Source organism: Alistipes sp. UBA6068, assembly GCF_949428155.1.
Lineage (GTDB): Bacteria > Bacteroidota > Bacteroidia > Bacteroidales > Rikenellaceae > Alistipes > Alistipes muris.
Map to the genome: position 1 here is coordinate 30,306 of NZ_CASQFS010000008.1, position 17,618 is coordinate 47,923.

Below are 17,618 nucleotides of genomic sequence, written 5' to 3' on the forward strand. Positions count from 1 at the left end.
AGTATAATTATTTTATCATATCTTTGCACTGTCGAGATATAACGAACAGAAAATAATCAACAACAAAAGATATGAAAAAACTGGCCGCCTTCATCGTGATTGTAATAATGACCGTTCTGCGGGCCCTCGGGGCGCAAAACTACCCTGCCACGGGCCGTGTGGTGACACAGCAGGGCGACGCCGTGGAATTCGCGACGGTGGTTCTGTTGCAGGACGGGCAGCAAACCGCAGGCACGGCGACCGACACCGAGGGCCGCTTCGCGCTGAAAGTTCCGGCGGGCGACTACACCCTCTCCATCCGGTTCATTGGATTCGAGCCGCTGGAACGCGAAGTGCGCATCGAATCGCCGACCGACCTGGGCGACCTGACACTCAGCGCCGCCGCCACGCAAATCGACGACGTGGTGGTAAGCGCCCAGCTTATCCGCCGCGAAGCCGACCGCTTCGTGGTCGACGTAGCCAACACTCCGGCGATGCTCGGCCGGGACGGCATCGAAGCGCTCAAGCTGGCACCGGGCATCTGGATGGACGGCGACAAGATTTCGATCAACGGCAAATCGGGCTCGAAAGTCTACGTCAACGACCGCGAACTGCGCATGGAACCCGACCAGCTGCTGAGCTACCTCCAATCGCTGCGGGCCGAAGACATCCAGAAAATCGAGGTCATCCCGATGGCCGGGGCCGACTACGACGCCGATTCGTCGGGCGGCGTCATCCGCATCACCCTCCGCAAGCGCCGCGAACAGGGCACCGAAGGCTCGGTATCGCTGGCCGCCCAAGCGGGCGAATGGAGCCATGGGCTGAAGCCGCAAGCCAGCGTCAACCACCATTCGGAACGCTTCGACTTCTACGCCAATGCCTGGGGCCATCTGCAAAACGCCACGTTCCTCTCCGACGAACTGACCCGCTATACGGCAGGCGACACCCGGCTCGAATCGCACTCGCGCACCAAAGAGCGTCCGCGCAACTACGGATTCAAGGCGGGCGGCATCTGCGAACTGACCCCGAAGCACAGCATCGGGCTCGAAGCCGACTACTGGCGCACCAACGAACCGGGCATCAACGACACCCACACCGATTTCACGGCCGCCGGCATCCCGACCCGCACCGAGAGCCGCTACGACGCCCACAACCGGCAGAACAACCTTTCGGCGACGTTCAACTACATCTTCAAGCTCGACACCGCGGGCTCGACCCTCAAGCTGCTGGCCGACTACAACCTCCGCACCTCGGATTCGGGCAACGACAATTCCAGCCGCATCGCCTCGCCCGGCGGCACGCTCGATTCGCTCTACCGCAACCGCTCAACGGCGCACTACAACGTTGCGACCGCCTCGCTGGCCCTCGACAAGCATTTCGGCCCGAAATGGACGCTGCGGACCGGAGCCAAGTACACCTACAACGACATGCGCAACCATGCGCTCTACGAATACCGCCCGGCCGAAACATGGCTGCGCGACGAGGCCCACAGCTTCCGGCTCGACTACACGGAACATATCGCGGCGGTCTACGGCATTATTGCGGCGAATCTCGGCCGCTGGAGCGCGGTGGCCGGACTGCGCGGCGAATACACCCGCACGGCGGGCAAGAACGACGGCACCCGGCAGGACTATTTTTCGCTCTTCCCCAACGCCAGCGTCTCCTATGCGCTCACCCGCGACGGCGCCTACTCGCTCATCGGCCAGTATGCCCGCACCATCGGACGGCCGCGCTTCTGGTGTCTCAATCCGCAGCGCGTGCAGATTTCGGACTACACCTATCAGACGGGCAACCCGGAACTCGAACCCTCCTACAAACACGATGTAAGCCTGACCCTGGTGCTGGCCCACAAATATACGCTCACGGGCGGCGTGACGGTCCAGACCGACGAAATCCAGCAGACCATACAGCCCGACCCGACCAACCCCGACATGCTGCAAATCGTGTGGGTCAACTTCGACACGACGAAAAGCTACTACGCTTCGGCCAGCATCCCGCTGCAGCCGACCCGCTGGTGGTCGGTCAACCTCAACGGAACCTACATCCGCCAAGGCCAGCGCATCGGCCGGAACAGCCCCGAAGAACACTACAATTTCGGCTACGCGAGCGCCTCGATGACCTTCACGCTCCCGGCGAAGTTCTACATCGACCTCTCCTACCGCTACCAGAGCCGCGTGGTGCTGGGCAACTGCTGGGTCGAAGAGATGCACTTCACCGACGCAGGCATCAAGAAACGCTTTGGCGACAATTTCACGGTTGCTTTCACGGTCCGCAACCCCATAGCCCCACCGGTTCAGAAAATCGGAGCCCGTGGCGACGGCTTCGTGCGCCATGTCGACGCCGTCCAAACCTGGAACAGCCGCACCTACCAACTGTCGCTGAGCTATCGCTTCCGAACGGGCAAGGCGTTCCGCCACCGAAACGTGGAAGCAGGCTCGGCCGAAGAAAAAAGCCGTCTGTAACAATTACAGACGGCTGGAACCTGTCGGGCGACCGCGCCTAAAACTCCACGACGGGCGCCTGTGCGGCGGCGGCATCGGCCGTGAAGTAAGGCTTCTCGCCGAAACCGAACATCCTAGCGACGATGACGGCGGGGAACCTGCGCACGGCAACGTTGTAACCCCGAACCGTCGTATTGAAACGCTCGCGTGCCACGGCGATGCGGTTTTCGGTGCCCTCCAACTGCGCCTGCAACTCCTGGAAATTCTGGTTGGCCTTGAGGTCGGGATAACGCTCGGCGACCACGAGCAGCCGGCCCAAAGCCGAACGCACACCCTCCTGCGCCTGCTGGAACCGGGCCATGGTCTCGGGCGTGAGCTCGTCGACCGAAAGATTGACCGACGTAGCCTTGGCACGGGCCTCGACCACCCCTTCGAGCGTTTCACGCTCGTGGGCGGCATAGCCCTTGACCGTATTGACCAAGTTGGGAATCAGGTCCGAACGGCGCTGGTACTGCGTCTCGACCTGCGCCCAGGCGGTTTTCACCTCCTCGTCCATGCGGACGAAACCGTTGTAAGTCCGGTAAAACCAGAATGCGCCGAGCACGACCACGGCCGCCACGGCAATCCAAATCCATTTTTTCATTGCGCTTATCGTATTTGTGTATTCTATATTGCCTACCACCTTGAACCTGCGCCGCCCCCGCCGAACGAACCGCCGCCGAAACCACCTCCGAACGAACCGCCCGCTCCGCTTCCGAAGCCGCCGCCGAGCCCTCCGCCGAAACCGCCGATGAAAGGCCCGCTGCCGAAACCGTTGCCGCGCGAATTGCGGACGCTGCGCTTGACGACCTTGCCGCAATTGGAGCAGACGAACGTATATTCGATCTGCTCGTAACGCGGCGTGACGGACAGCACCTGTTTGTCGCGCAGCTCCAGCGTGCGTTTCCTGCACCGGGGACAACGCCTGCTTTGGCTGTCAAGCAAGACCAGCACCAACACAAGCATTCCCCCAAGAGTGCAGAGAATCAACAAAGTCAGCCAAAGCGGCAATTCTTCCTCCTCCGGCTCGGGGCCGAAGTCGAGCTCACCGTTACGAAGCAATTCGGCCACGGCCTCGACCCCCGCCACCATGCCTGCGTCGTAGTTGTCCTCGCGGAAATAAGGCAGCATGAAATTGAGCTGAATCCGCTTGCAGAGGGCATCGGGCAAGACGCCCTCCAGGCCCGGTCCTGTGACGAAACGGATTTCGTGCAGGCGCTCGACTAGCAAAATCCCCAGTCCGTTGTCGACATCCTTGCGACCCACGCCCCAACTGCCGAACAGCTGCATGGCGAAGGTAAAGGGGTCGCCGCCCTCGATGTCGTCGAGCGCCGCCACAGCCACCTGCGCAAGCCCCTGCGCCCGCAGCGCGGCACACACCGAATCGATCCGGGCCACAGCCTCGTCCGAAAGAATTCCGTCGGGGTTGGAGACATAGCGGGTCCTGTCGGCAAGCTGCACGTTGGGCACCTCGCCGGGCTTCCACGTACGCGCGCCGACCGTCGCGGAGACGGCCGCCAGCAGCACTATAAGGATAAAACGTTTCATATTCTGAGCGAAGATACGAAAAACCCTGCAAAAAAAGCGCCCCGAACGGACGCTTTTTAACAAGAACCGCGACCGGACGGCCTATTTGCGTCCGTTGCGGCGAAATTCGACCACCAACGCCGAGCGTGCCGGAACGAAGGTAGAATCGCTCACCGTGACCTGCTCTCCGGTCAGCACGTCGCGCCCCTGCACGGAGAGCGACTGCGCGATTTCGGCGTAGTGCGACCATGGCACCGCCTTGCGGCCACGCGAATTGTTGACGAAGACGAAAACAGCATCGGTATCGTCGTAACGGAAATAGGCATAGGTGTTGTCGCGCGCGGCGAAATGGAGCGTCCGCCCTGAATGGATGACGGGCTTGGTCTTGCGCCAGTTGAACAGGCGGCTCGTGTGCTCGTAAAGCTCGGCCGCGGCCCCCTTGCGCTGTGCAGGGTCGAACAGATCGACCGCATCGCCGGCCCAGCCGCCGGGGAAGTCGACGCGCAGTCCGCCGTGGCCCTGCGAGAGGTCGGCGGAGCGGAACAGCAGCTCGTCGCCCGCGAAGATCTGAGGGATGCCGCGCATCGTAGCCAGCAAGGTCATGGCGATTTTGGCCCGCCCGACGTCGCCGCGCACCAAGTCGGCCACGCGCTCGGTGTCGTGGTTGCCCGCGAAAATCATCATGCGCGAAAGGTCGTGGTAGACGAAGTCGTCGGACAAGGCGTTGTAGACCCGAATCATTCCCTCGCCCCAACGGAGCGAATCGGAGGGCAGCGCGGCGCAGATGGCATCGCGCAGGGGAAAGTCCATGATGGACGGCAGGTGCGAATCGAAGCCATCGCGGTTGGGGTTGCCGCCCTGCCAATAGGCGAGCTGGGGCACGTCGGCCGTCCAGCACTCGCCGACGATATTGAGATTGGGATACTCACGCAGCACGGCGGCGCACCACTCGCTCATGGGGCCCTTTTCGTTGTAGGGATAGGTATCGACGCGCAACCCGTCGAGGTCGGCGAACTCGACCCACCACACGGCCCACTGCTGGAAATAGCGCAGCAGGAACGGATTGTCGAGGTTCATGTCGGGCATCATGCGGTCGAACCAACCGCCCTCCTGCACCCGCAGGTCGTACTGCGAAGCGTTGGGGTCCATGTTGGCCGAAAAGAGGTTGTTGGTCTGCGTGTACTCGGGGAAACGGTGCACCCAATCGGCGAAGGGCAGGTCGGCCATCCACCAATGGGCCGCGCCGCAATGGTTCGTCACGATGTCCATGATGACCTTGAGCCCGCGGCGGTGGCAGGCGGCCGCATAGTCGCGGTAGAGGTCGTTCGTACCGAAACGCGGGTCGATGCGGTAGTAGTCGGCGCAGGCGTAGCCGTGGTACGACGCGGCGGGCTCGTTGTCGAGCAGCAAGGGCGTGGCCCAGACGGCCGTGGCACCCAGCCCGGCGATATAGTCGAGGCGGTCGATCATCCCCTGCAAGTCACCGCCGTGCCGTCCGAAGAAAGCGCTGCGGTCGGCCTGCTCGGCCGTGTCGGGCGTCGAATCTATCGAAGGGTCGCCGTTGGCGAAACGGTCGGGCATCAGCAGGTAAATCATATCGGCCGTGGTGAAGCTCCTGCGGTCGGCCGAACCGTCGCGGCGCGCGGCGAACTCGTAAGCGACCTTGAAGCTCTCCCCGCCGCGCGAAAAGACCAAGTAACGGGTACCGGGAACCGCTTTGGCATCGACCTCTATGTCGACGAACAGGTAATTCGGGCTGTCGGCCTTGTGGACGCCAGCGACGCGCACGCCCTGCGGTCCCTCGACGCGGACGGCGCATTCGGCGATGCGCTCGCCGTTGACGAGCAGCTGGAGCGGCGTACGCATGCCCACCCACCACGAAAGGGGCTCGACGCGGGCCACGCGGGCCCCGGCATCGCCGACCGACCGGGGGTCGAACTGCGGAACGCTGTTGCAGGAAATCGCCGCCATACACACCAGAAATATGAGAAAACGAAGAAGTTTCATAAGTTTTATCGGGTCAGAATCCGGTAACTCCAGGGCGCCATGTCCTCGGCGACCCACTCCGGAAGGTTATATTCGGCCCCGGTCATCGCGTCGGTGTAGCGTCCGGCGTAGATACCGGTGGCGTACTCGGCGCGGATGGCATAGGGCGACAGGTTCATGATGGCGACGACGCGGTTGTCGGGCGTCTCACGCACCAGCGTCATCAGGCAATCCTCGGCGTTGTTGCGGATTTCGACCATCTCGCCGCCCGTCTCCCCGGCCGCCAAGGCGGCGTTTTCGTGCCGCAACTTTGTGAGACGCCGATAGAAACGGGTGAAGCCGTTGAGCTCGTAGACCGGAATGGGGTCGCGGTCGAAAAAGGCGAACGCATGGTCGTAACCGACCTCCTGCCCGGTGTAGACGAGCGGCAGGCCGCGCGGCACGACGAACGAGAAGACGGCCATCGCCTCGCGGGCGTCGCCGAAGCGGTCGAACTCCGAACCCGACCACGAATTCTCGTCGTGGTTCGAGGTGAAAGCCAGCCGCATGGCCGAACGGGGATAACGCTCGCGGTCGGCATAGATGTAGTCGCGCAACGCGGTGACGCGGGTTCGCTGCTGCGCCACGTCGACCATCAGGTGGTGCATTTCCCACGCATAGCAGGCGTCGAACGCCCCCTCCTCGAAGAGGTTGGTCTCCTCGGCCTCGGCGAGCATGAAAAGGTCGGGCTTCGTCCGCCTGAGCCGCCGGACGGTGGTGTTCCAGAACTCCACGGGCACCAGCATGGCCATGTCGCAGCGGAAACCGTCGACATGATGTTCCCGCAACCAGAATTCCATCGCTTCGGCCTGCGCATCCCACACCGCGGGGTTGGAATAGTCGAGCTTGGCCGTATCGGTCCAGTCCCACGGCACGGCGGGACGCCCCTGGTCGTCGTAGACGTAGAAATCGGGGTGCTCCGTAATCCAACGGGCATCGCGCGCGGTATGATTGGCCACCCAGTCCAACAACACCTTCATGCCGAGCCTGTGCGCCTCGGTCACGAACGCGTCGAAATCCTCCAAAGTCCCCAACTCGGAGTTGACGGCGCAGTAATCGCGAATCGAATAGTACGACCCCAACGACCCCTTGCGGCCCTCCTCGCCGATGGGATAGACGGGCATGAGCCACACGGCGTCGATGCCCAGGTCGCGCAGAAAAGCGAGCCGGGCGGCGGCCGCGCGCAACGTACCCTCGTGGGTGAGCTGGCGCACGTTCATTTCATAAAGGACGGAACGGTAACTCCAATCGGGATGCAGCATAAAAAATCGAGAATTAAAAATTAAGAATTAAAAATCGTTTTTGTCGCCCTGGGATATACGAAATTCGGAGCGGCATCGCGATTTTTAATTCTTAATTTTTCATTTTTAATTGACCAATATCAGGTATTCCCACGGACCGAGGGCGAACTCCTCGCCGGGGACGATCGTGCGTTTCGCTCCGGTCATGGCGTCGGTGTACTCGCCGCCGACCTCGACGGTCGGAATGACGGGCTGCTGCCTGGCCGAGAGGTTGAACAAGCAGACCACCTTGTTGTCGCCCGCCGTACGTGTGAAGGCCATCAAATCGCTGACGGCACCGCCCATGTAAGCCATTTCGCCGCCAGCGGCACCGCTTGCCAACGCGGGATTGTCATGACGCAGGGCATTAAGCTTCGTATAGAACGCCGTCCACCGGTTGGGCTCCCACGCCGGGACGGGGTCTTTCTCGAAGAAAGCGAACCGATGGTCGTAGCCGATTTCCTGGCCGGTGTAGATGAGCGGCAGGCTCTGCGGCAACACGTAGGTCAGCGCGGCCATCGTTGCGGCGGCATCGCCCATGCGCTCGAACTCGGTGCCGGCCCACGAATTTTCGTCGTGGTTGGAGGTGAACATCATCCGGTGAGCCGAGGCGGGGTAACGCTCGCTATCGGCCTGAAGGTATGCACGCAGATCGGCGGCCGACTTGTCGCCCCGGGCGATGGCGTTGAGCAGATGGTGCAGCTCCCAGGCATAGGTGGCGTCGAAGCCGTCGGCATGGAACTGCGGACCCTCGGCCTCGGCCAGCAGGAACAGATCGGGGCGCACGGCGCGCAGGCGCACGAAAGCATCGGTCCAGAAGTCGTCGGGCATCTCCTTGGCGGCATCGCAGCGGAAGCCGTCGACGCCCTTGTCGGTCCAGAACTTCAGCACGTCGAACATAGCCTCGCGCACGGCGGGCGTGGCGTAGTTGAGCTTGGCTATGTCGGTCCAGTCGTACTGTACGACGGGAACTCCGGTCGAATCGCGCACGTACCACTCGGAGGGCATCTCCGTCACCCACGCATGGTCGGGCGAGGTGTGGTTGGCCACATAGTCGAGGATGACGCGCATGCCCAGCTTGTGGGCGCGGTCGAGGAACCGCTCGAAATCGGCCATCGTACCGAACTCGGGGTTGATGGCGCGGTAGTCGCGGATGGCGTAGTAGGAACCCAGCGACCCCTTGCGGCCCTTTTCGCCGATGGGATAGACGGGCATGAGCCACACGATGTCGACGCCCAGCTCGCGCAGGCGGGGCAGCTGCCGTTCGGCGGCGGCGAAAGTGCCCTCGGGGGTGAACTGGCGCACGTTCATTTCGTAGAGTACGGTGCTGCCGGCCCACTCGGCAGGAGCCTGGGGACGGGAAGTGCAGGAAGCGGCCAGAAGCAGCGCCGCGAACAGCAGGTTGAAAAGTCGTTTCATAGTCTTATTTTGTTTCGGTCAGTATCTCGAATCCGGCGGCCGGGAGCTCTACGCAAAGACGACCGTCGGGCCGGAAGCCGAAAGCGGCTCCAAAGTTAGCTTTTAATTTTCGATTTTCATCGAAGCGGGCGGGCAGAATGCACTCGGCCTGCTGCGGGCGGTTGCCCGTATTGAGCGCGACGATGACGAACTCGCCCATGTAGGCGCGGGCGAAAATCCACACCTCGTCGGTCAGCGCGAGGGTCGTCATGTCGCCGTAGAGAAGCGGCATCGACGTGCGGCGCAGGCCGACCAACGCGCGGGTCAGCTCGCGCTGCGCCTGCTCGCGGGGCGAATAACCGTCGAAACGCATCATCCGGCGGTTGTCGGGGTCGTTGGCCCCCGGTTCGCCGTACTCGTCGCCCTGGTAGATGCAGGGCACGCCGGGAAGGGTGCAGTTGAGCGCCTGAATCAAAGCCAGCTTGCGGTAACCGATGCTGTCGCCCACGCCCACTTCGCGCGTCCATCCGGCCGCCTTGTGGTTCTCATCGGGCGAGAGGGCGCCCCCGGCCAGCGAAATCAAACGGGCCTTGTCGTGGTTGCCCGTGATGTTGCCCATCGTATGGTGGGCGCCGTAGGCGGCGAGCGACTGCTCCGCGACGGCGGCCAGGTGCCGCACCGAACGGCCCCGCGTGAGGACGTCGAGCGCCGTATGGTAGACGTTGAAATCGAACTGCGCGTCGATCATGCCGCTGCGCACGTAGGAACCTATCAGCTCGGGCGAACCGTAAGTCTCGCCTATCTGCCACAGGTCGCGGTCAGGAAAGCGCTGCTTCATCTTGCGGGTGAGCATGCGCCAGTAATTCTCGGGGATGTGCTTGCAGGCGTCGTGGCGGAAGCCGTCGAGATCGTATTCGGCGACCCAGTAGAGCGCCGAATCGGTCATCGGGCCGCACACCTCGGGCCGCTCGAGGTCGAGCGTGGGAATGTGCTCGTCGAACCACGTAGTCAGCCGCTCGTCGTCCCACAGCTCGAGGTTCTTGCGGCCGTCGGGCAGATAGAGGGGCGTCACCCAGTCGGGATGCGCCTGCAAGACGGGCGAATGGATGTGCAGGTGGTTGGCCACGTAGTCGAGGATGACATTCATCCCGTGCGCATGAGCGACGGCGAGCAGCGCATGGAGGTCGTCGGAGGTGCCGAAACGGTCGTCGACGCGGGTGGTATGGATGGGCCAGTAGCCGTGGTAGCCCGAAAAACGGGTGAACGGCTCCTTGTTGAGCCCCCACGCGTCGCGCGGGTTCTGCGTGACGGGCGAAATCCAGAGCGTCGTGACGCCGAGCGAATCGAAGAATCCGGATTCGATGCGCTGCGCGATGCCGCGCAGGTCACCACCCTGGTAATCGACCTGCGGCAGCACGTCGGGACGCCGCAACGGCGCATCGTTGGAGGGGTCGCCGTTCTCGAAGCGGTCGATCATCAACGAGTAGAGCACCTGCGCCTGTTTGTCGTGGCGCGTGAGCTGCGCCGCATCGGTCACGGGGCGGCCGTCGGCCAACGGAATCAGCAGATCGTTGAAGCGGGCATCGTCGGCCACGGCGAAAATCCGCAGCCACGAACGTCCGGCGGCGCGGGCGGCGGCCGGAATGCGGACGGTCAACCCGTCGTCCGAGAGGGTCACCGCCTTGTCGGGCAGACGGCAGTTCTGCCACAAAGCCACCGCCTTGCGGGGTTCCTGCGAAGTTTTCACGAACACTTTCCGGCCGCCGCACCCCTCGCTGAATGCCCACGCTTCGGACCTCGGTCCGCCGAGCGCAGCCACGGAGAGAGCACGCCCCCCGGTCCACGCCTCGAACGTGGCGACGAACGGCCCCTCGGGCGCCGTAACGACGAACTCCGACCAGTCATCGGCGGCCGGAACCACCTCCAGCGCTGCGGAAGTGACCGAATCGGCCTGCTCCCACTGCGGGAAGTAATCGGTCAGCAACAAACGGTTTTCACCCGCCTGCAACAAGGCGGGGACGACGGGCTGCGCATTTCCGGCAGCGGGCAAATCCGGGAAAACCCGGCTGCGGCAGCCGCACGCCAGCGCGGCGGCGGCCAACAAAAAGACGAAACGTTTCATCGGGACTGCATTTCCAGGATAATCGAAGAATAAGGCGGCATCGTGAGCGTATGGCTGTCGCCCTGCGAAGAGAGCGCCACACCGTTCATGTCGGCCACGGGAGCTGCGACAGCCCCCTTGAACGCATAGCTGCACTGCGTGGCGGAGACGTTGTGCACGACCAGCAGCTTCTCGCTTCCGGCCGTGCGGTAGAAAGCCATCACCTGCTTGTCGGCCGACGAAGCGTCGTCGAACCACTCGGGCAGCTCGATGGCGCCCTCGGCCAACGCGGGATAGGTGTTGCGCAGGCGCATGAACTTGCGATAGACGTTGTAGAGCGACGCGGCGCTTTCGGCCTGCACGGCCACGCTGCCCACGCCCGTGTCGGTGTTCTTGGTCGACGAAATCCAGGTCGGCCGCTCCGCATCCTCGGCCTTGGGCTTCCAGAGCATCGGCTCGCGCACGTTGCGGTCGCCGCCCTTTTCGGTCTTGTCGCCGAAGAAACCGAGCTCCTCGCCGTAGTAGATATAAGGCGAACCCACCGACGTGAGCAACACGGCCGCAGCCATCTTGCAGCGCTGGAGCGAGACGGCGTGCGAACCTCCGACCTCGGTGCGGGCGCGGCTCTCGTCGTGGTTGGAGAGCTTGGTGGCCTGGATGAAATCGGGGCGCTCGGCCGCAAAAACCTCGCGCTCGGCGATCATGTCCTTGGGGAACCACTTGGCGTGGTCGTTCTTGAGGGCGTAGAGCAGGCGGTCGGCCCACGCTGTGAAGTCGAACAGCGCAGGCAGTCCCCTGTAATACCCAGCCATCTGCTCGGTGGCCATCCAGCACTCCCCTACCATGTAGATGTCCTTGAACCCGAGAGCCGATTTGCCCTGGAAATGGGCGTTGAGCTCGGAATAGAACTTACCCAGCCACGTGGGATTCTCGTCCGAAGTATCGCTGTCGTAGATGTGCTTCACGGCGTCGAGCCGGAAGCCGTCGACCCCCTTGCCGACCCAGAACTTGGCGGCGTCGGTCAGCGCGACGAACGCACCGCTCTGCTCGCACGAAGCGGCGGGACCGTAGTTGAGGTCGGGCATCGAACGGTCGAAGACGCCCTGATAGAACCAGTCGGTCGTACCCGACGGCACGGCGATCCACCCCGGTTTGGCGGTCTGGGAAAAGTGGTAGAAACTGCGGTAGGGATTCGTCTCGCTCTTGCAGGCCTCGACGAACCACGGGCAATAATGCGACGTGTGGTTGGGCACGAAGTCGAGGATGATGCGGATTTTACGCTTATGAGCCTCGGCGACGAGGTTTTCGAGGTCGGCAAGCGTGCCGTAGTCGGGATTGACGGCCGTGTAGTCGATGACGTCGTAGCCGTGCTCCGAATCGCAGGTGTAGATGGGCAGCAGCCAGATGCCCGCCACGCCCAGGTCGTCGAGATAATCGAGTTTGGCCGTGACGCCGTTCAGGTCGCCGATGCCGTCGCCGTCGCTGTCGGCGAACGAACGGACATAGATTTCGTAGAAGACCCCGGCGCGCTTCTCGCCGTCGAAAGACCGCGCGTCGTACTGCGACACCTGGTCGACGATGTCCTTGCCGGAAGGTTCGGGAGAGGGACCGGGGATGCCGCCCGGTTTGTCGGAGTTGCAGGCCGCCGCCAGCAAGGCGGCACAAAGCAGGAAATAACGTAGCATGGCAGAATATTCGGTTAGGATAGTAGAAACCGGCGTGCCGGTCAGGGCACGCCGGTCAAAGAACGGGGCGCCTATTCGGCCGCCGTCAAAGTCAGCTTGTGGGGCGTGTGGGTCAGGTCGAGCGCAAGGTCGAACTTACCGGCCGTGACGGTCACATCGGCACCGTTGTGAACCATGTTGTCCAACGCGCCGCCGAGACTATACGTCCATTCACCGTTGAAACGCACCTTGATGACGCCGTCGACGAAGGTGACGCCCGCCGCCTTGTAGAGACCGTCCGCGGCGTCGCGCACCAACTCCACCTGGTCGTCGGACCAGCCGTCGGCACCGAAAGCGCTGCCGATCAGGCCGACTTTAGTGAGCGGCGTAGCTTTGGCGGTCATGGCGTCGAGGTCGACATCCCAGCGGTAGAGACCGTCGGCGATCATCATGTTGTCGCCTGCACCGAGCGTAAATTCGTTGTCGGCACCCTCGACAGCCTGGCCGGGAACCCAAGTGGCTCCGTAGGTGAACTTGAAACCGTGGGTCAGCCCGTACATCGAGACATAGCCCCAATATTTGCCGGTCTCGATGTCGCCGGCCAGCTGCGGAGCCGCATCGGCCTTCCAGTCGATGTCGCCGAAGTCGCCCGTCACGCCGATAGTCTCGGGGAAGAGCACCGGGTCGGCCGTACTGCCGTCGATGGAGAGGGTCATGGGCGAAGTAGTCAAGTCGAGCACGAGCTCGTGTTCGCCCTTGGCCATGTTGAGCATGGCGCCGTCGAGCACGAGACTGCCGCAACTGCCGCCCAACACGGCCGGATAATCGGTGCCGCCGCACGTAATCGTGCCGCCGTTGAGCTGAATCGAAATCTTGCCGGGCTTCTCGAACTCGTGGGTCAGCGTCCATTTACCCGCGCCGTCGGCTGTCATTTCAACGGGAGCATCGGCCCCCTTGGGCAGGACGGCGGCGGCAGTGATTTCGGTGTCATAGAGCACTTGGGTCGTTTCGTCCGAGAGGTCGGCGACATAGAAGCGCAAACCTGCCGTGGCGGCAATCGGCGTAGCTTCGGCCCCGCCGGCGAAAGTCTCCAGCGCAGCGGCCGTACCGCCGTACTGCGTACCCAGCGGCGACTGCAAGCGCGCGAGCAACACCTCGGGCGACGCGGCGCCGACGAAGTTCATGAGCCCGTAGAACTTGCCCTCCTCAAGCAACGTGAGCGCCGGGGCCTCGAAGTAATTCCAGCCGTTGACCGAATGGGCCACGTAGAGCTTTCCGGCATCCTCGGTCACCTCGCCCACGGCCACGGAATAGGGATAATCGAAAATCGAGAGCTTGAAGCTGACGATTCCGCCCGCAGCCGTCGCGAGGGACTGGCCGCCGAATTCGAGGTTCTTTTCCTCGCCGCCGAGGGCGAGCCCGTCGACGCCGCTGAACTTGAGCGTATAGCTCTCGCCCTCGCTGACGTCGGCGATGGCCACCCACGTCTTGTCGGCGGCATTGTAGACCATCTTTTCATCGCGGTCGCCAAGAGCCACCGATACCGTCACCGGCTCCATCGTAAAAACCAGCTTGTCGATGTCGGCCGTGACGTAGTAGAGGTTGGCGGCGGCGGAAATGTTCTTGGCAACCCCGTCGGTCGAAATCGTACCGGCTTCTTCGCCCGCACCGTAGTTGGTGCCGTCCCAGTTGGGCTGCGACGCGAACTTGAACTCGCCGTCGGCCGGGAAGAAGACGAATCCGCGGAAGATGCCGTCCTCGCCCTGCAACACGCGCGACATGGAAGCGTTGGTAGCCCAGTTGTTGTACGAACCGATCAGATGCAGGTAGGTCTTCTTGTCGTAGACGAAATGCACCGCCCGGGGCTGCGCCATGCGAGCATCACCTGCGGCCGAGAGAGCCTCGACGCTGAAAGTCACGTCGTAGGAACCTGTCAGGGTGATGCCCACGGCATCGAACAACGCGGCATTGGTCGTCGAGAAGAAGCAGGCTTCGGTCGTACCCAGAACGACGTACTCGCCTGCGCCCGACTTGGCCGAGACGGTGTACCCGACCCCCACGGACGCCCCGAACCTGGCGGGCGACCACACCAAGGTGAAAGTCTCGTCCGCAGTAGCGTTGTTGACCGTCACGGCGCTGTGCGGAGCGATGACGGGATCGGCCGACCCCACGGTCATCTCCTCGGGGTCGTGGCTGCAAGCCGCGGCCAGCGAAAGCAACGCGGCGGCCGACAAGATATATTTCAGAATTTTCATGATATTGTCTGTTTTTTAGGGTTTGGAAGGCCGGCGGCAACCCGAAGGCACCGCCGGCCCGGCCGATGGTTATTCGACTTTCGCAACGACAGCCGACACGGGCGACGGGTTGGTCGTATCCTCGGCCAACGCGGCGATGTCGCCGTGGAAGTCGATGGCGAAACGCACGTTGCCCGTCAAAGTGGTCGAGCAGTTGCCGCCGTTATAGTTGATATGGTCGAGGTTGTCGCCGCCCCAGCTGTCGGCCCACGCGTGGTTCAGGCGGAACTTGAACTCGCCGCCCGTGAAAGCAGGAATCGTGCACTCCCAAATCTGAGCGTTGACGGCGGCATTGTGCGCAGCCTCATAAGCCGGATACCCGGGGTCTTCAGCATCCACGGGTGCGGCGGGCAGTCCGGCGAGCCTCAGCTCGACGTCGTCATCGGCCCAACTATTGTAAGCACCGACCACGCTGATGGCGGTAATCGGGGTCAGCTTGGCGCTTCCGGTCGAGTGGTCGGAAGTGAGGGTCACCTTGACCCAGTAGGTACCGGGCGCCACGCTCAGGTTGCCCGACCCGCCGCTGTTCCCGAGCGCATCGAGACTGTTGCCGAAGTTGCCGCCGTCCCATCCCGGAGTGTCGGTGAACTTGAACTCACAGACCTTGGCCGCAGCACCGGCCGGAACCAGGTAGACCGGACCCTCGTAAACATCGCTGTTCTCGGCCGTCTCCCACAGCACGGGAGCCGTTGCGGGCGACCACCCCTGATGCCCGCCGGGCACGTAGAGCGGACGGCGTATCCACGACGCCGAAGTCGACTTGACGGTGGTGATGTCGAGCGCGATGACGTTCGACTTCTTGATATAGGCGCTCTCCTGGGCGGTCGAAATCGACGACACGACGTAGAAGAAGACCGTCGAAGTCTCGTCGGCAGGCACGTTCAGCCCCTTGCTGTTGACCAACGCGTTGTTGAGCGTCTCCTTGCTGAGGGTATAGGAAGTGGTGGCGGATTCGCCTACCTGGTAGGGCTCCTCCTCGCCGTAGACGCAGTAGAGCGAATAGGCCACGGCGGCCGGATAACCGTAATCGGCGGCACGCCACGTGAAAGTGACCTCCGACGAGAGGTTGTCGGCGTCGACGAGGATGTCGGAATGTTCGTCCAGCACGGGCGCAACGACCGCATCGGGCGCCAGGGCGCAGGTCTTGTCGACCTCCTGGCACGCCAGCAGCGACAACGCCGCCGCAGCGCAGGATATGTATCTGAGAAATTTCATCGTTTGCAATGTTTGGAGTTGAACACTAATAACCGGGGTTCTGCACCAGATTGCCGTTGACCAGCAGGTCGTCGGACGGAATGGGGAAGAGCTTGAGGTGGTCGGCGAGCGCCTGACCCGATGCGACGCCGCCCTTGAACGGCCACAGGTAGTTGCCCGACGTGAAGCGGTCGAAGCGGATGAGCGTCGTACGGCGGAAGCCCTCCCAATAGAACTCGCGGGTGAGCTCGGTGAAAATGTTGTCGAGCGTCACCGGACCCGAAGTCTGCGAGATACCCGCGCGCTTCTGGATGTCAGCGACATAACCCACGGCCGCAGCATCGGAAGTCGAACCGCCGTCGATGCGGGCCTTGGCCTCGGCATAGGCGAGGTACATTTCGGCCGCGCGAATCATCGGGAAGTCGATGGAGACGAACAACTCGAGTTTCGAGTAATCGGTATTGGGGTCGAGGAAACGGTTGTTGTTGAATTTCCAGACATGCCAGCCGGCGGTGAAGTCGGAACCGTTCATCTCCTTGCTGTCGGAGAAACGGAGCGACACGAGCGCGCGGTTGTCGACCGAGGTGAATTCGGGCTCCTTGCCCGTCTCGGCCGCGTCGGTCTGGCCCTGTCCTACGAGGTTGGACACGAACTGCGTCGAAGTGACCAGACCCGCCCACGCTTCCGACGTACCGAGCCGCAGGTTGTCGCCGTCCTTGAGATTGCCCTGGCTGGCGGCGATCAGATAAGTGGCACCGCCGTAGGACTGGGTTTTGGTGGCGTCGTAGCACGAAGCGTAGACAATTTCCTTGCGCGCATCGGGGTTCTCGCCGTTGTCGCCCATGAAGAGCGCTTCGTAGTGGTCGGCCAACTCATAGGCGGCGATCACCTCCTTGGCGGCATCCATGGCCTCGGTATAGATGGCGTTGTCCTCCTTGCCCAGATAAGTCTTGTGGTTCAGGCACAGACGGGCCAGCAGACCGTAGGCGGCACCCTTGTCGATGCGCGGATAGACCTGCGTATGCGGAGCCTTGAGGTGGGAATTCTCCCCGGTCAGCTCCTCCAACTCGGCCTTGAGCCAACCGAAAAGCGCCACGGGATCGGTCTGCTTGGGCTTGGCGGCACCCACGGCCTCGGTTTCGAGGACGAAAGGCGGGTTACCGAAGCAATCGAGCAACACCCAGTAAGCGTAAGCACGCAGGAAGCGGACCTCGGCACGCTCGGTCGCCACCTCGGGGTCGCCGTCGTTGGTGTTGCGCAAAAACTCGTTGGCATACGAAATCATCATCATGCCACGCGTGTAAGCCGCATAGATGGCGTCGTTCTTGGTCGAGGTCCAGGTGTCGTTGCAAATCTCCTTGACCCAAGCGTCGCCCCAGACGCAGTGGGCCTCGTCGGTCGAGAGCGTCTGGATGGACCACCATGCACGCAGGAACTCCGAAGATCCGGCGTCGCCGACCTGGATGTCGGCATTGCCTGCGCCGGACTGTCCGACGAGGGTGAAACCGCCGTAGATCTTGGCCAGCTGGCCCTTGCGCAAAACGGGATTGGAGTAGATTTCGCCGTTGGGAACGGTCGTATCCGAAAGCGGGTTCTGTTCGAGGTCGCCCAGACAAGAGGTGAACGACAGAGCCGCGCAAAATGCGAATAAAATATGTTTTTTCATGGTCGTGAAC

The 17,618-nt window shown here is 62.7% G+C and carries 11 protein-coding genes; 1 reads left to right on the forward strand and 10 read right to left on the reverse strand.

The window, feature by feature from the left end; genetic code table 11:
• Positions 1-71: 71 nt before the first annotated feature.
• The gene (locus QVG21_RS06010) at positions 72-2,441 is read left to right on the forward strand and encodes a TonB-dependent receptor (RefSeq protein WP_287923053.1); all 2,370 of its coding nucleotides are present in this window, start codon (positions 72-74) and stop codon (positions 2,439-2,441) included.
• 37 nt (positions 2,442-2,478) lie between these two features.
• On the opposite strand, the gene QVG21_RS06015 is transcribed toward QVG21_RS06010, so the two are convergent.
• The 10 genes from QVG21_RS06015 to QVG21_RS06060 all read right to left on the reverse strand — a co-directional run bounded on the left by QVG21_RS06015 (position 2,479) and on the right by QVG21_RS06060 (position 17,608).
• Positions 2,479-3,063, reverse strand: a complete 585-nt coding sequence (locus QVG21_RS06015) for a LemA family protein (RefSeq protein ID WP_287923055.1) — start codon at positions 3,061-3,063, stop codon at positions 2,479-2,481.
• Between the two features lie 32 nt (positions 3,064-3,095).
• Positions 3,096-4,007, reverse strand: coding sequence for a TPM domain-containing protein (locus QVG21_RS06020; protein WP_287923057.1), 912 nt, complete (start codon positions 4,005-4,007; stop codon positions 3,096-3,098).
• Between the two features lie 81 nt (positions 4,008-4,088).
• Entirely contained in the window at positions 4,089-5,993 is a 1,905-nt protein-coding gene (locus QVG21_RS06025; RefSeq protein WP_287923059.1) for a glycoside hydrolase family 13 protein, read from the reverse strand.
• A gap of 5 nt (positions 5,994-5,998) precedes the next feature.
• A complete protein-coding gene (locus QVG21_RS06030; protein WP_287923061.1) occupies positions 5,999-7,273 on the reverse strand; it encodes an alpha-amylase family glycosyl hydrolase in 1,275 nt (424 codons plus the stop codon).
• 105 nt (positions 7,274-7,378) lie between these two features.
• Positions 7,379-8,710 carry an alpha-amylase family glycosyl hydrolase gene (locus tag QVG21_RS06035; RefSeq protein WP_287923063.1) on the reverse strand — a complete coding sequence of 444 codons (1,332 nt, stop codon included), beginning with the start codon at positions 8,708-8,710 and terminating at the stop codon, positions 7,379-7,381.
• Between the two features lie 4 nt (positions 8,711-8,714).
• Entirely contained in the window at positions 8,715-10,811 is a 2,097-nt protein-coding gene (locus tag QVG21_RS06040; RefSeq protein ID WP_287923065.1) for an alpha-amylase family glycosyl hydrolase, read from the reverse strand.
• Positions 10,808-12,475, reverse strand: coding sequence for an alpha-amylase family glycosyl hydrolase (locus QVG21_RS06045; protein ID WP_287923066.1), 1,668 nt, complete (start codon positions 12,473-12,475; stop codon positions 10,808-10,810). The genes QVG21_RS06040 and QVG21_RS06045 overlap by 4 nt, the downstream gene beginning before the upstream one ends.
• Positions 12,476-12,546: 71 nt before the next feature.
• Positions 12,547-14,709, reverse strand: coding sequence for a SusF/SusE family carbohydrate-binding protein (locus QVG21_RS06050; RefSeq protein WP_287923068.1), 2,163 nt, complete (start codon positions 14,707-14,709; stop codon positions 12,547-12,549).
• A gap of 69 nt (positions 14,710-14,778) precedes the next feature.
• Positions 14,779-15,963: a SusE domain-containing protein gene (locus QVG21_RS06055; protein ID WP_287923070.1), complete on the reverse strand. Its 1,185-nt coding sequence runs from the start codon at positions 15,961-15,963 to the stop codon at positions 14,779-14,781.
• Positions 15,964-15,988: 25 nt separating this feature from the next.
• Positions 15,989-17,608, reverse strand: a complete 1,620-nt coding sequence (locus QVG21_RS06060) for a RagB/SusD family nutrient uptake outer membrane protein (RefSeq protein WP_287923072.1) — start codon at positions 17,606-17,608, stop codon at positions 15,989-15,991.
• Positions 17,609-17,618 lie beyond the last annotated feature (10 nt).

Excerpts from the sequence above, each read along its gene's own strand:
- QVG21_RS06030 (WP_287923061.1), bottom strand. The coding sequence starts at position 7,273 with ATGCTGCATCCCGATTGGAGTTACCGTTCCGTCCTTTATGAAATGAAC.
- QVG21_RS06010 (WP_287923053.1), top strand. The coding sequence starts at position 72 with ATGAAAAAACTGGCCGCCTTCATCGTGATTGTAATAATGACCGTTCTG.
- QVG21_RS06015 (WP_287923055.1), bottom strand. The coding sequence starts at position 3,063 with ATGAAAAAATGGATTTGGATTGCCGTGGCGGCCGTGGTCGTGCTCGGC.
- QVG21_RS06050 (WP_287923068.1), bottom strand. The coding sequence starts at position 14,709 with ATGAAAATTCTGAAATATATCTTGTCGGCCGCCGCGTTGCTTTCGCTG.
- QVG21_RS06045 (WP_287923066.1), bottom strand. The coding sequence starts at position 12,475 with ATGCTACGTTATTTCCTGCTTTGTGCCGCCTTGCTGGCGGCGGCCTGC.
- QVG21_RS06040 (WP_287923065.1), bottom strand. The coding sequence starts at position 10,811 with ATGAAACGTTTCGTCTTTTTGTTGGCCGCCGCCGCGCTGGCGTGCGGC.
- QVG21_RS06060 (WP_287923072.1), bottom strand. The coding sequence starts at position 17,608 with ATGAAAAAACATATTTTATTCGCATTTTGCGCGGCTCTGTCGTTCACC.
- QVG21_RS06025 (WP_287923059.1), bottom strand. The coding sequence starts at position 5,993 with ATGAAACTTCTTCGTTTTCTCATATTTCTGGTGTGTATGGCGGCGATT.
- QVG21_RS06035 (WP_287923063.1), bottom strand. The coding sequence starts at position 8,710 with ATGAAACGACTTTTCAACCTGCTGTTCGCGGCGCTGCTTCTGGCCGCT.
- QVG21_RS06020 (WP_287923057.1), bottom strand. The coding sequence starts at position 4,007 with ATGAAACGTTTTATCCTTATAGTGCTGCTGGCGGCCGTCTCCGCGACG.
- QVG21_RS06055 (WP_287923070.1), bottom strand. The coding sequence starts at position 15,963 with ATGAAATTTCTCAGATACATATCCTGCGCTGCGGCGGCGTTGTCGCTG.